The organism is Aeromonas sp. ZOR0001 (assembly GCF_000801015.1).
Classification (GTDB): domain Bacteria; phylum Pseudomonadota; class Gammaproteobacteria; order Enterobacterales; family Aeromonadaceae; genus Aeromonas; species Aeromonas veronii.
In genome coordinates, this window is record NZ_JRJY01000124.1 from 18323 (window position 1) to 33911 (window position 15589).

Annotated in this window: 4 protein-coding genes and 1 pseudogene; 4 read left to right on the forward strand and 1 reads right to left on the reverse strand. The window is 59.6% G+C overall.

Annotation, left to right across the window (positions count from 1 at the left end):
• Positions 1-101 precede the first annotated feature (101 nt).
• Positions 102-10781 (reverse strand): annotated as a pseudogene (locus L972_RS16100) (retention module-containing protein).
• Between the two features lie 726 nt (positions 10782-11507).
• Here L972_RS16100 and nrfA point away from each other — a divergent pair.
• From nrfA to nrfD, 4 genes are all read left to right on the forward strand, one after another.
• Positions 11508-12947: an ammonia-forming nitrite reductase cytochrome c552 subunit gene (gene nrfA, locus L972_RS16105; RefSeq protein ID WP_423243608.1), complete on the forward strand. Its 1440-nt coding sequence runs from the start codon at positions 11508-11510 to the stop codon at positions 12945-12947.
• Positions 12948-13000: 53 nt separating this feature from the next.
• Positions 13001-13600, forward strand: coding sequence for a cytochrome c nitrite reductase pentaheme subunit (nrfB, locus tag L972_RS16110; RefSeq protein ID WP_047439514.1), 600 nt, complete (start codon positions 13001-13003; stop codon positions 13598-13600).
• Entirely contained in the window at positions 13597-14277 is a 681-nt protein-coding gene (gene nrfC, locus L972_RS16115; RefSeq protein WP_047439516.1) for a cytochrome c nitrite reductase Fe-S protein, read from the forward strand. Before nrfB ends, nrfC begins: the two co-directional genes overlap by 4 nt.
• 87 nt (positions 14278-14364) lie before the next feature.
• Positions 14365-15318 (forward strand): cytochrome c nitrite reductase subunit NrfD, encoded by a 954-nt coding sequence (gene nrfD, locus L972_RS16120; protein WP_047439518.1) that lies wholly within the window; start codon positions 14365-14367, stop codon positions 15316-15318.
• Positions 15319-15589: the final 271 nt, after the last annotated feature.

Sequence of the window (15589 nt, forward strand, 5' to 3'; positions counted from 1 at the left end):
CCCCCGGCCCTTACGGCCGCATAAAAACAATCCACGCAGAGATAAACAAAGAGCCGGCAATTGCCGGCTCTTCTTTTTTACTTTACGCTTCACACACGCTATCAGGGGTGCTGGATGATCAGGCTATGCTGATCTTCCAGCATGCTCTGCAGGATATCGTGGGACGAGGTGCTGGTGAGATTCCAGCTGGTCAAATCCACATCCTTCAGGGTGATCTGCTGGGTCACATGACCATCCCCGGCTGGCGCCACCGAGAGGTTAACATCGCTCAGGCCATTGCTCCCCGTGGTCACCGAGGCTGAGAGATGCTTGAGCAGATCATCGACACCATTGCCAGTGACCCCTTGCAGCATATCAGCCAGATCGATCTTGTCCCCTTGCTCCGGATGGAAGTCGGTGATGGTATCGATGGCGGGCTGCCCCTGACTCCCCTCATCCCCGTGCTGCCAGACGAAGAGATCGCTGCCAGCCCCGCTGGTGAGGATGTCGTTGCCATGCCCCCCCAATAGACGGTCATCGCCGGAGGAACCAAACAGCCAATCCCCCTGATCGGAACCGACCAGCTCATGACCACTCTGGCCGTGCACCGTAATGGTCTCAAGGGGCGTGCTGACGGTTGAGCCGCCGACACTCGACTCGGCACTGATCCCCAGCACATGATCACCGTCGCCGAAACCGCTGAAGTAGAGCGGAACCGAGTGATCGGCCGGGATCAACCAGTCGCCATTGCCATCGGCATGACCGACGCTCTGACCATGCTCATCCTGCACCTGAGCACCATTCAGGCCGCTGATGCGGATGGAGAGCTCGCCGGTGGCCGGATTGACCACGCTGGCGTTGATGCCAAGGGGGATAACGGCCCCCTGCAAGGCATGGAACGCATGCTGATCCACCGTCAGACCCGGCATATCCGGCTCGGGAGTGACAGTGATGGTCACCTGATCGGTGTCGCTCAGAGAACCGCCCGCACCGCTGTTGCCCTGATCGGAGGTAGTGACGGTAAGGGTATCTTCTCCCCAGAAATCTTTGGCCGGTTGATAGTGCAGGTTACTTGCCAGCAACTGGTTGAGATCGGCCAGCGACCCCACCAGGGTGATCTCGCTGGTACCCGCCCCCTGCACCATCACGGCACCGGTTGCGCCCAGCAGGGTCAGCACACCATGCTCGACCCGCAGCACCATGGAGACTGGTGCACTGCCTGCATCCACATCCTTCACGCTGACACCGGATAGCGACAGGGAGCCATCCTCCTTCACCGTCATGCTGCCAGGCAGCTGATTGACCGGGGCATCGTTGACCGGCTGCACCTCGATAGGCAGCACATCGGTATCGCTGAGTGCCCCGCCACTACCCGTGTTCCCCTGATCGTTGGTGACCATGGTCAGGGCGTCATTGCCGTAGAAATCACTGTTGCCCTGATAGGTGACCCCACCAGAGAGCAAGGCATTGAGATCGGCCAGCGTGCCGGTCAGCACCAGCGAACCGGTGCCGTTGCCGACCACTGTCACGCCGCTGCCAGCAGGCAGCGTCAGGGTGCCATGCTCCACCGACAGGGTGATCTTGATGGGGCTGTTGCCCGCATCCACATCTTTCACCTGCAAACCGTGGATGACGAAAGGCTGATCTTCCTGCGCGACCTGAGGGGTCGTTGGCAATACGTTGATTGGCGCATCGTTGACCGGGCTTACATCCACATGGATGGTGCCATTGACCTCGGGGCCGAGGGCGCCGTTGTCGAGGCTCTGGGCGGTGATCTTGAGATCCAGTGCACCGTTGGCATCATTGGTCACCAGCTCGACAGCACCCAGCTTGCCACCCTCGGTAGTGACCTGCCAGCGACCGCCACCCAGATCAACAACCGTCCCCGCCACGCCGTTTGGCAAGCGGATCTCGGCACCATCAGGCACCCCTTCGATGGTGACCCGCACCTGCTCGGGCTTGTTCTCATGCACATTACCCGCACTGCCGCCGGTTGGCTGGGTATCCCGGGTCTCCAGCCCCAGATCCAGCGTGATCACATCCCCTTCGGTACCGCTCGCCTGACCCTGAATGTCGGCGATAAGGGCATCCCCCACCGGATTGACGGTGACGGTAAAGCTGCCACTGGTTTCGAGCGGAATGGTGAGCCCCTTGTCGAGGGTAAAGGCGCTCAGCGACAGCTCCACAGTGCCGCTGAAATCAGCTGGCGGGATCAGGGTCAGCTTGGAGAAATCGGTCCCCACCGGGATCTGCCAGACGCCGCCGCCATTGTTGACCGCCGGAGCCGACAGGGTGAAGCCATCCGGTACCCCCTTGATCTGCAGCGCGACGATCTGCTCCGAGCCATCGTTATCGATTAGGGTTGCGCCAAATCCGGCAAGGTTGACCGTGCCATCTTCGCTCCCCGTGACGCTGTGCACCGAGAGCTGGGCCGGATCGTTGACCGGTCTCACCTCAAAGCCGACCTAGCCGCTCCAGCTGCCGCTGTCAGTCACCTGTTGGCCGCCGACCAGCGCGGTATCGACGATATCGACCTTGATGTCGAGCGGTACCTGACCGCTGAAGTGCTCTTTGGGCACGAACACCAAGTCCTTGAGGGCAGCCACATCGTTAACCACCAGAGTGTTGACCGGCTTGCCGCTGCCATCGAGGAAGTAACCATATTTCGCATCCACCGTAATGGTGACCCGCTCCACGGTTTCGAGGCCACCATTGGCGATGGAGGGGCTGATATCGGCCAGTTTCACCGAGAGATCGAGGTGGATCTCGCTATCTTCCAGATTGTCCGGCTGTCCGTCATGGTTGGTGTCCTGCACGGTCAGAGTCAGTTCCGGATGCTCGCCACGGCCACCATTCACATCGACCACGGGGGCCACATCGACCCGTACCGTGCTGCTGTCGACCTTGATGTCGCCACTGGCGGTATCGGTATTCACCACCTTCACCTCGATATTCAGCGAGCCGGCAAAGTCTTGCGGCAAGCCGAGGGTCAATCCTTCCAGGCCCGCCAGTGACGGTGGCACCTTGATGACGTATTCACCGGTCGAGATGTTGTACTCGGCCCCGCTGATGGTGACGCCCGCTGGCAATCCCTTGAGGACAATGGTCACCTCGTCGCTGGCCTGGTCGGCGGCGCCGATATGGATCACGCCTTTGAGCTGCTGACCAAAATCACCCCGGATATCCTCCTTGCCCACCAGCACGGCGTTGTCGTCGATATCGACAGTCGCCGCCGGCGTCTTGGGCGTCACTGGCTTGTTTTCAAATTCGGCACTGGTTTCCAGGCTCACTTTGACATGGGCGCTGGCATCGCCATCATCGCCCCGGTCGATCACCATGGCATCGATGCGGATCGGTTCGACCTTGCCGACAAACCCGTCCGGCGCATGCAGCTTGAAGCTGCCGAGATTGCCCGCCGGCACGATCCAGCTGCCGTTACCGTTGTTGATACCGCCAACCACCACGAACTGATCGCCTGCACCACCGTTCAACACCGGCAGGTTGATCACCAGATAGTCGATCTCCTCCACGCTCGAGGGATCGAGGTCGGTAAAGACGAAGCGTCCAGTCAGGTCTATATCAGCCCCACTCTGCCCCACGAGAGCTCCACCGCTCTGGGTCAGCACGCCATCGGGCTCCACCACGGCCTGGATATCGACATGCAGATTGCCATCGATCACCTTCTCGGCCACCGCGCCCGAATCCACATCATGCTGGGTCACGGTGACGTGGCTCTGGATATTGGTATCCCGATCGCTATCCTCCGGTGCCTTCACCAGCAGTTGCCCCCCGTTGAGCAGGCTGTCGAGCTGGGCGGCTGTCAGGGTGACCTTGCCACTGACCACGGTCAGCGGACTCTCGACACTGCCGACTCGCAGCCAGATCTGGTAGCCATCCTCCACCCCGGAGAGACTCAGTGCCGTCACCTTCTCGGCGCCGTCAGTAAGGGTCGGATGCCAGTCCAGCACGGTAAACTGATCTTCCAGGCCATGGCTGGTCTTGCTGTAGTCGGTGGCGTCAATCTCCGGTTCAACCTTGATATGCAGCGGCACATTGAAGCTCTTGTGATCGCCATCGTTCTCGGTCACCACCACCTTGGCGATCAGGTTCAAATCCGCCGTGCTGTTATGAGGCGGCTGAATAAGCAGGTTGCCAAAATCGGAGACATCGACCTGATAGGTCGGCTTGCCGCTGGCATCGAGCCCGGCAAAGGTAAGGGTCAGCTCCTTGCCATTGGCATCAAAGACCCGAGCCCCTTCCGGTAGCCCTTGCAGCACCACGTTGAGGCTCTCGGAGGTGTCGTTCGGGGTATCGACCCACTCGCCCGAGGTGAGGGTAAAGTTGAGCGGTGCCCGTCCATCCTCACCCACTGTGGTGGCATAGCCTGTCCCTTCGGCCTCCCAGCCGGTATTGCCAAGCTCGAAATGGGGCTGATCCACCACCCCCACCAGATCCACATGAAGGGTCTGGGAGCCCGTCTCCTTTTCGTTCACCACGGTATGGGTCTGGCCACTGGCATCGGTCAAGGTCGCCGTGTCTTTCACCACCCCCTTGATGGTCAGATCGAAATCGACGTTGCTGTTTTTCGGCGGTTGCAGCTTGAGTTCGCCAATCCGATCAAAAGGAACCTCATAGTAACCGGCTATGTTTTGTGCAACGGCGGCCCCCCCCAGCAACAAGGTTGCACCGTTAGGCAGGCCACTGATGCGGACAAACATCTGCTCGGAGCCATCGGTGGTGTCACCCAGGTGGGCCAGGCCAATCTTGCTGCCCAGATCGAGCAAGGTATCCTCTTTGCCCTGAATATCGCGCACTGTGAGTTTGGCATCATCCGCCTGCGGATTGACGTTGATCACCAGCTCAATCTTGTCTCCCTGCGCCGTACCCTGACCCGGAGCGATCGGGTTCTGCTCCGTGCTGATCGGGGTCACCGAGAGCTTGATGTCACCGCTGAAATCCTTGGCCGGAACCACGGTCACCTTGTTGATATTGGCTGCAGATACGGTATAGAGCCCGCTGGCGTTTGGCTTGAGTTCAACCCCGTTGAGCATGAGCGAACCCTTGCCCGCCTCCAACTTGATCTGGTAGCTCAGAGTCTCGGAGCCATCCGTATCGGTAAGGCTCGCCTGCACATTGAGGGCAATGCCGCGGCTGTCCTCGTTGGTGGTGTAGTGCTGGTGCGTGCTACCCGCATCCCACACCGGCTTGTCGGCCACGCCGCGTACCGTGATGGCAAGATCGCCGGTGACTGCAGCAGGGGCATCCCCCTCGGTCACCCCCACCTGCAACTGCACCTGGAAGTGCAGCGGCTGGCCCTTGTTGCTCCAGGTAGACCAGTTGGCATCCGGCACAAAAGTCACCCCCTGGGTGCTGTAGTGCACATTATCACTGGTCACCATGGCCGCTGGCGGGACGATAAACCACTTGCCATCAGGTGTGGTAGCAAGGGCAACCCCGTTGTAATAGAAGCTGCCATGAGCATTGGCTGGCGCCTGAATAAGGAGCTGATCTACATGTTCGCCCCGGTCGAAATCGCCGATATCGAGCTGCATGTTGATGAGGATACCGGCGCTCGGATCCTGAGCCCCCTGATCTTCGTTGCCGGTTGCCGCAGTGACGGTGAAGCTCACCGGCTCATCCCGCAGATTAAGGGTCAGGGTGCTGTCGGCGCGGTCACCGTCGCCATCCACCAGATGGGCGGTGATGACCTGACTCAGCTGGGCATTATCGTGATCAAAGCCGCTGGCCGGCGTGAAACGGTAGCTGCCATCGGCCGAGATGGTGAGAGAGCCCATCACCTGCTTGCCATCCGGACTCATCACATCCCGGGTGAGGGAGCCATTGACGGCATAGGTCTGGCCATTGATGGTGATCGACTCCACCCGGGCGCCATCAGCCCCTTCGTTGGCGGCTGGCAGCAGATCACCGCTGACGGAGGCACTCCCCTCGTTCAGGGTATGAGCCAGCACAGTGCCAATAGGCATATCGTCCTGTACCGTCACGGTCACGCTGACATTGGGGCTACGATCGCCATCGTGATCGGTGACAAAGAGCGGCACCTCAATCGCAAGATCATCTTTACCCTGAATACCGTGATCGAGCTGCCCCACCAGATAGACGCTGTAACTGCCGTTCACATCGAGGTGGATCCAGAAAACCGACTTGCCACCCTCTGCCGTAGCCAGATACCAACCCGGGCTGTGAGCGGCCAGCGTCACCGACTGACCGTTGGAGGTCAGATGGTTAGCCTGGTTGAAGGCGGCCACGTCGAGTTCAAGGGAAGCAACCCGATCCGAACCGGCGCTAATGGTCACCTTGCCGCTGGCCGTTTCACCCTGATCTGAGGGCATGGTGCCCGGATGCTGGCTGGCAGAGCCATCGAGGGCAGACTCCTTCACTGTGACCGAGTCAATGGCGGAGATAATGGGGTTCACGCCATCCGTTACAGTGATGGTGGTTGAGCCCTGGCTCTGGCTGCCATCGCTGTCGGTTACCTTGATTGGCAAGATCAGGTTGAGTTTGTCATCCGCCCCGTGATCCAGGTTGGTATGCACGGTCACCTGATAACCGATCTCTGTGCTGGTGTGAGCGGCGATGGTGGCGGGGACAGTGGGAATGGAGACCGTCATCACTACCAGACCACCACTGGTCACCGCCTGGAAGGTGTGACCATCCGTGCCAACCGCTTTCCAGGTCAGGGTTTCGCCGTTATGGGTGATGGGTTTGCCGCTGGCATCCATGACCTGACCGGAGAGCGTCAGTCGCACATCGGTCACCGGATCCGAGTCAGCCTTGATGGTGATCTTGCCGCTCGCCTGCTGGTCATCCACCGCCGAGTTGGCACCATCGAAACGCCCTTCGCTGAGGGTTACACCAGTCAGGGTAAGGATCGGTTTATCTCCTTCACCAATCTGGATATTGAGGGTGCCGCTGGTGCTATCGTTGTTGCCGCCCGCCTTGTCGTAGTCGTTGACGATCACCTTGATGGGCAGCTCGGTCACGGCGTTGGCGCCCTGATGGATCCCCTGATAGAGGGTCACCTGATAGTCAAAACCGTTCTTGCCCGCCTGATCGAGCGTGCCAACCAGCCGCACCTCAAACACCTCGACGCGCTGGCCATCGACCATCACATAGCCCTTGAGCAGCTGGCTGCCCGGGATCAGCGGGTCACCATCCACCAACTGGTACTGCACCGGCTGACCGAGTGCGGTGAGTGCCGGTTGCTGACTACCCTCGGCAAAGGCCACTTCGACCACCCGATCCGACCCGGCTTGAACGTCAAAGTGACCGGTTTGACTCAGACTGTTGCTGCCGGTGAGGTCCCCCTCATCCAAGGACACGCCTTTGCCCGGGACAAAGCTCGGCGCCTTGCCATCCGCGATGGTGAGCGGCAGCGTGGTACCGATGCGATCGCCATCCTTGTCGGCCAGGGTGACGGCCAGCGGCAGGTTGAGGGATTCGCTCCCCTTGTGATCCAGTTCCCCCATGAGGGTGACCTTGGCGGTGACGCTCCAGTTACCGTTGTTATCGACCAAGCTCAGCTCGGCGCGCAGGATCTCGCGACCATCTGCCGTGGTGCCAACCAGCTGGCCGTTGGCGTCGAGGGAGAAACTGATCGGGCTGCCATGGCTGGTGAGCCCGGTCAGGTTGCTCTGGATGGTGGCGATATCAAAACCGAGAGATGCGGGATCAAGGGCATCGCTGCCGTGGGTCACCGTGAAACTCATGGTGCTGACCGCTGCCGCCTCCCCTTGCGCCATCTCGGTGATGGCGGTGCCGCTGACGGCGGAGATGGTCGGGTTGGCGCCATCACCTACCGCAACAGTAATGGTGGAGGAGACCTTGTCACCATCGCTGTCGAGCAGGGTAAAGCCCGCCTTGAGGAGGCTGTCGGCACTGCCCTGATCCAGCGGTTGATGGAGGGTAAAGCTGTATTTGCCATCGTTGCCAAGGGTCAGCTTAAACACCAGCGTGCCATCGGGGGTACGCCCCTCGATAAGATGATCGGCCACCGTGATGGTCACGGCCTGCTTGCCCGAGGTGAACCCTTGCAGCCCAGGCTGGTTGGCATCGAAGGTGATGCTGGCCAGCGGATCGCTGCCCGCGATGATGGTCAAATCACCGTTAAGGGTCTGCTCCTGCTGCCAGTTGCTATCTTCCGTGAGCGTCAGGGAAACAGGATCGACCTGCGGCAAGGCACCATCGGTAATGGTGATATTGAGGGTGCCGAGGTTGCTCTTGTCGCCGTCAAAATCGGTGCCCTGTACCTTCAGGCCTAGGTTGAGGCTGTTGGTCGCTTCCGGTTCGTCAAACACGCCGGTCAGGGAGACGCTGTACTTGCCATCCAGCCCGATGGCGACGGTAAGGATCGTATTGCCCTGCCAATCCTTGACGGTCAGCTGGTTGCCCTGCACCTGATAACTGGTGGGATGCCCCTGGCTGGTGAGCCCCGCCAACGCCGGCTGGCTCGCCTCAAAGTTGAGGGAGACCAGACGATCGCTACCCACCGTGACCGGCAGTTGACCATCGATGCGCTGGTTGCCCCCCTCTTGCAGCGAAACGCCCTTGTCGAGACCAAGCGAAGGATCACTGCCGTCGTTGATGGTCAGAGCCAGGTCGGCACTGGTGACATCGCCATCGATCTCTTTGGCACTCACCTGCAACCCCAGCGAGAGGCTGTCACTACCCTGATGATCGAGCGGGCCGGTAAGGGTGATCACCACCCGACCTCCCACATCGCTCCCCTGCTGTTCAGCCAGCAGCTGGGCGCGCAATACCTCTACCCGCTGACCATTGTCATCGAGGTAGTAGCCCAGCAGGGTGCGATCATCGGCAAATTCAAACGTCAGCGGATGACCATCGCTGGCAACACCCGAGCCGTTGAGGGTAGTCAGGGTGTTGCTCTGATTACTGAACACCAACGAATCCACCAGCAGAGGATCGGCGGTGTGTTTGACCACAAAGCTGCTCTCGCCCACCACGGCGGCGCCGTTGGTAAAGGCATCTTCAGTCAGAAGAATGGCCGGGATCTCGAAGCTAGGCGGATTGCTGTCCACCAGATTGATCACCAGCGGCGCCTTCACCAGATCGCTGTCGCTGTCGCGATATTCGAGGTTGAACGGCAGGCGCAACGCGTCCTGACCGTGATCCAGGCTCTGACTCCAGACGATGCGGTAACTGCCGTCATTGTTGAGGGTCAGGGTGAAGACAGTCGCCCCACCAGCACTGGCGGTCAGGGTCTGACCGTTGATGGTGTAGCCAAGAGGCGCGCCATGGCTGACGAGCCCCAGCCCTTCCAAGGCACTCTGATCAGCAGCGAACTGGACTTGCAGATTGCCATCCTGACCGGCACCGGTATTGAGGCTACCGGTCGCGGTGATCGGGCCATCGGCCAATCCGGCTTCGGAGAGCGTCAGGGTTTCGCTCTGACCAATCAGCGGTGCACCATCGCTGGCGCTGTTGCCCGCCAGATCGGTGACACTGGCACGCACTTCAAAGGATTGATTGATACCGGAGAGATCAAGACCTGATACCTGCCAGCGGCCATCGGCCCCGACCTGTGCCGAGGTGGTCAACAGCGGCTGGCCATTGCTGTCGACTAGTGTGATGATGACACTCTGACCCGCCTCCACATTGCTGGTGGAACCGCTCAGGGTGGCGCTGCTGTTGCCAAACAGGGCTGCGGAATCGAGATCATCGATATCGATAGATGCCTGAGTATCGACATTGATAATGAGGGTATCGCTGGCGCGGTTGCCGGCAATATCCACGGAATTGACCTGAAACTGGTACTGGCCATCGGCCAGGGTCTGCGGCAGCTGATATTGCCAGTTACCGGCGGCATCCACCGTCAGGACGGTGAGCACGCTACCGCCAAGGCTCAGGGTCACGGTGGCACCGGGCTCCCCCTTCCCTTGCAGCAGCGGGGTATTGTCGCGGGTCAGATCATCGGTCTGGCTGGCGCCGGTGTCGCTCTCATCGGCGAGATCGAGGGTAATGGTGGTGATGGTATCGAGCAGAGTCTGTCCGGTATCGCTGGCGTTGTTGCCAGCCTGATCCTGGGTATTGGCCACAATCTGCAACGGGCCATCCACCAGCTGGCCGGTCACATCGCCAAAATTGGCTTCCCACACCAGGCCGGGCAGCACCACTGTCGTCACCGTCAGTGAATTTCCCGCCTGATCGATAAGGGTCACAGTGACTGGCTGGCCTACCTCCACATCATCCACCACACCACGAATGATGACACCAGCCGCTTCATCGGCGTTGATAATGTTGTCGCTGGTTTGGGGTTCGGTGATGGTGATGGCAGCAAAGAAATCGCGCTCTTCGGAAAACAGCAGCTCATCGCCAACAGGTTGCACCGCATGATCGGTATCAAAACCGGCCTCGGCCAGGGTGGCATCGTTGGTACGATCGACCACCACAAATCCACCCGAGCTGGAACCTGCTACACCACCGATATTACCGGCGGCGGCTGCGTTACCGGCGGCGGTCTCCTGGAACAATTCGGTCGGGTCAATACCCTGACGAATCGCCTCTTGCAATGAGGCCAGTTCCGGATCGGTCGGTTGTCCATCAGCAGCAGGCTCAGGTTTGGCGACCATATCTTGCTCACCAGCAGGATCACTGCCCGGCTCGGCTAGTTGAAAATGGCCCCCTTGGGCAGCTTGCAGGCGATCCCCCGGCTGCAATGCCATCCCCACTTTTGCTCGTATGACAGATCCATCTGCACTGATGACAAACACGGAGCCCTCGAGTTGGGAGATCACCGTGGACTTTTCAATTTGCAACTCAGCCATACAACCTCCAGCAAAACCTTAACCACCAACATCAGTACCTACAGGGTACTTGTCTGTTCAATAATCATACCGCACCAGACTAAGTGGGTCTTTTCGCTATTTTCGACAATGATTGCCATAAAATGGCCATAACTTACAAGATTGTGCATCTAACAGGCCTTTTTAAATGAAATGAGATTTGGATGACCCCAATCCCATCACCTTTATTAACAGGTCTATCAGACTCCATGTGACCATTTCTGTCGTTTGACGATAAATCCACTGCAGCTTCAATAAATGGATCATAATCCGAAGGTCAAAAGCTCACACCACAACACCGCAAATTTGCATATTCAGTCAATTATTAGCATAAGACATTGCCAGAATATGTGAACAATACGGCAGCAATCAGGATCAGCAGCAAAAAGTGCCAGTACGCAACTGTACCGTTCAAACTCCTGCCATCGAATGCTCGGCAGTTAACAAGAAGTTGAGTTTCCATAAAATTTAATCCAGATCTCATTTCAGCGATCAATCCTGTGCACCAATTGATCTGGCACAACTCTCCCTCCGATAAATCATCATTAAATTTACCTATTTGTTAGGGTAACCCTCGAGCAATCATATATTGCGCGGTTTTATTCACCCGCAAGCGAATGTCTGCCCACCCCGCCCGACGGGGGGAAGATCCACACCAAGATGGAACGGGTCAGACGAGACCAAAACATTTATCTGGGAGTGATAAACGTGGGTTCACAACACAGGCATATCAAACTGGGCCTCGCCGCCCTGCTGCTGACTACCAGCCTTGGCAGCAGCGGCTGGGCACAGGCAGCCGATGACACGCAACCCAAAGGCAAGATCGAGGCGCGCAGCGAGCTGTTCGCCAAGGATCACGCCGATCAGTTCACCAGCTGGCAAGCCACCAGCGAAAGCAAGGAACGCACCGATGCGCTGGCGGAAGATCCCAACATGGTGGTGCTGTGGGGCGGTTACCCCTTCGCCAAGGATTACAACAAGCCGCGCGGTCACTTCTATGCCCTGACCGATGTGCGCGAAACCCTGCGCACCGGCGCCCCGAAAACAGCCGAAGATGGCCCCCTGCCCATGGCCTGCTGGAGCTGCAAAGGCCCGGATGTGGCCCGCGTCATCGACGAGCAGGGTGAGGATGGCTACTTCAAAGGGATGTGGGCCAAGGGCGGCCCCGAGATCGTCAACACCATCGGCTGCGCCGACTGCCACGACACCGCCTCGAAGGAGTTCAAGGAGGGTAAACCGGCCCTGCACCTCTCCCGTCCCTATGCCGATCGGGCCATGACAGCCATCGGCAAGCCGTTCAAGGAGCAGGGGCGCTTTGATCAGCAGTCCCAGGTGTGCGGCCAGTGCCACGTGGAGTACTACTTCAGCGGCCCCACCAAGGCGGTCAAATTTCCCTGGGACAAGGGCACCACGGTGGAGCAGATGGAGGCCTATTACGATGAAATCGGCTTTGCCGACTGGACTCATGCCCTCTCCAAAACCCCCATGCTGAAAGCCCAGCACCCCGAGTACGAAACCTGGCGCGCCGGCATTCACGGCCAGAACAACGTCGCCTGTGTCGATTGCCACATGCCCAAGGTGCAGAACGAGCAGGGCAAGGTCTACACGGATCACAAAGTGGGGAACCCCTTCGATCGTTTCGAGCAGACCTGCCGCAACTGTCATACCCAGAGCAAGGAGATGCTGCAGGGGATCGTCAAGCAGCGCAAAGAGGCGGTAATCGAAACCAAGCTGAAGGTCGAGAAGCAGCTGGTACACGCCCACTTTGAAGCCAAGGCGGCCTGGGATGCCGGCGCCACCGAGGCTGAGATGAAGGATATTCTGCAGGACATCCGTCACGCCCAGTGGCGCTGGGACTACGCCATCGCATCCCACGGGGTGCAGATGCACGCCCCCGAAGTGGCCCTCAAGGTACTTGGCAGCGCGCTGGATAAAGCCGCTGACGCCCGCACCAAGCTGGCGCGCCTGTTGGCCAGCAAGGGGATCAGCCACGAGATCGCCATCCCCGACATCTCCACCAAGGAGAAAGCGCAAGCCGCCCTTGGCATGGATATGAAGCAGTTCAACAGCGACAAGGCCCAATTCCTCAAGACCACGGTCCCCGCCTGGGATGCCGAGGCCAAAGCAGCCGGACGGCTGGCACAGTAACGGCGCCTGCGGGTCCGGCGCCAAGTCGGGCCCTCAGCGGATGGAGGCTTCCTATGGGTGATTTAACGATGGATTTTTTACGACTGATGCTGATGGCAGCCATGCTGCTCACCAGCCTGCAGGGTCAGGCGGCCGAGCCGGCAGCAGCCCCTGTTCCAGCTACACATGAGGTGGAATTTTTACGCAATCCCGACAAGGCCTGCACCGACTGTCACAAGGAGCAGAGCGAAGGGATGCACGGCAAGCATGGTCAGGCGACCAATCCCAACAACCTTAAACCGGTGACCTGCACCAACTGCCACGGCCAGCCCTCCCCCCAGCACCGGGAAGGGGTCAAGGATGTGATGCGCTTCAGCCACAGCCTGAAGGATAAAGAGAGCATCAAGCTTTATCCCATCAGCGAGCAGAATGGAGTCTGCATGAGCTGCCACGAGCCTAAAGAGCTGCGCGAGGCGCTCTGGGCCCACGACGTGCACGCCACCAAGCTCACCTGCACCAGCTGTCACCAGTTGCATCCGGCCAAGGAGCCCATGGTGGCGATCCCGGAAAAATCCCGCATCAAGCTCTGCGTCGACTGTCACAGCAAGCAACATGAGGCCAGCAAGGCCCGGCAGGAGCAGTCCAAACCGGCTACCGGCAAGGAGGCATCATGAGCTGCTCTCGCCGTGACTTTATGGCGGGCATGGGCGCAGGGGCCCTTATCATGATGACGGGGCCGACTCGCACCCTTGCCACCCCCCTTGCCCACAGCCAGACCATAGACGGGGTCCGCTATGGCATGATCCACGATGAGACGGCCTGCATCGGCTGCACCGCTTGCATGGATGCCTGCCGGGAAGTGAACAAAGTGCCAGAAGGGGTCTCGCGCCTCGAGATCATCCGCTCAGGCCCCATCGGGGAATTTCCCGACGCCGAGTACCACTTCTTTCGCAAGTCCTGCCAGCACTGTGACAACGCCCCCTGCGTGCACGTCTGCCCGACCGGCGCCTCCCATATTCGCAAGGAGGATGGCATCGTCGATGTCGACGCGGATCTCTGCGTCGGCTGCATGTATTGCCTCGCCGCCTGCCCCTATCAGGTGCGCTTTATCAACCCGGTCACCCGAGTGGCGGACAAATGCGACTTTTGCCGCAAGACCAACCTGGCGGCGGGCAAGGAGCCGGCGTGCGTGGAATCCTGCCCCACCAAGGCGCTGGTGTTCGGCAATCTGGATGATCCGGACAGCCCCATCGCCCAACGGCTGGTGAAGGAGACCACCTATCGCTACAAGCAGGCGCTCGGCACCTCGCCCAAGATGTACCGCGTGCCCAAAGGGGAGATAAAGTCATGACGATGCAAGCGGCATTTCACTTCCCTTCCCTCGTGTGGGAATTTGTCCGATCGCCATCTACCGCAGTAACAGAAGGAGGAATGGATCATGTTGCATGACGCATTTCACTTCCCTTTACTGGTGTGGGACTGGCCCATCGCCATCTATCTCTTTCTGCTCGGCATCTCCGCCGGGGCCACCACCCTCTCGGTGCTGCTGCGCCGCAAGGGGGCCGGCAGCGAGAGCGGCATCATCAAGGCGACTGCCATTCTGGCGCCGGTGAGCGTGGTGCTGGGGTTACTGATCCTCATCTTCCACTTGGCCCGCCCCTGGACCTTCTGGAAGCTGATGTTCCACTATCAGTTCGACTCCGTGATGTCCATGGGGGTCATGCTGTTCCAGGTCTACATGGCGGTGCTGTTCGCCTGGCTGGCGGTGGTGTTTCGCTCCGAGATCGAAACCTTGCGCAGTCACCTGCTGCAAGAGAAGTTCGCCTTTGTGGATGATCTCATCGCTTGGCTTGCCCGCATCGAGCGGCTGCTGGCGCCGCTGTTGCTGCTGCTTGCCGTGCTATTGGGGGCCTACACCGGCTTTCTGCTGTCGGCGCTCAAGACCTATCCGCTCTTGAACAATCCGGTGTTGCCGGTGCTGTTCCTCATCTCCGGCGTCAGCTCTGGCATCGCCTCCACCATCTTGCTGGCGGTCACCCTGTTCAAGGAGAACCATCACAGCCAGGGGGTGAGCTTTGTTCACCGCTTCGAGCGGCCGGTGCTGGCGGTGGAGGTGCTGCTGCTGGTCTGCTTCTTTACCGGCCTCTACTTCGGTGGCGGTCAGAAAGAGGTGGCCATGTGGGCGGCCATCGGCAGCGGCTTCTGGGCTCAGGTGTTCTGGATCGGGGTGGTGGGCATCGGCATGCTGCTGCCCCAGCTGCTGGCCCTGCTGACCCCGGCGCCGCTGCGGGAGCGAAACGGCCATCTGGTACTGGTCTGCAGCCTGACCCTGGTGGGGATCCTGCTGCTGCGCTACTTCGTGCTCTACGCCGGCCAGATGACAGTAGTTTAAAAACCGGTTCACGCTCCTGTTGCGAGGCCGTGATCAAGGCTCATGTGCTGCTCGGAATCCTCATGTATTCACATACATTGCGGTTCCTGCGCTGCTCTTTACCTTGCTGACGGCCTCTCACGACAGATCGTGAACCGGTTATTGAAAGCTGGGGATAAGCACCAGCCGCCCTTCGGGTGACTGGCTCTGGCTTGTTGCTGGCCCAATGAATTTCTGGTGATGCCACACCCGTTGCTTGGCAATATTCCCCGCCAAAGGGAGACGACACGAC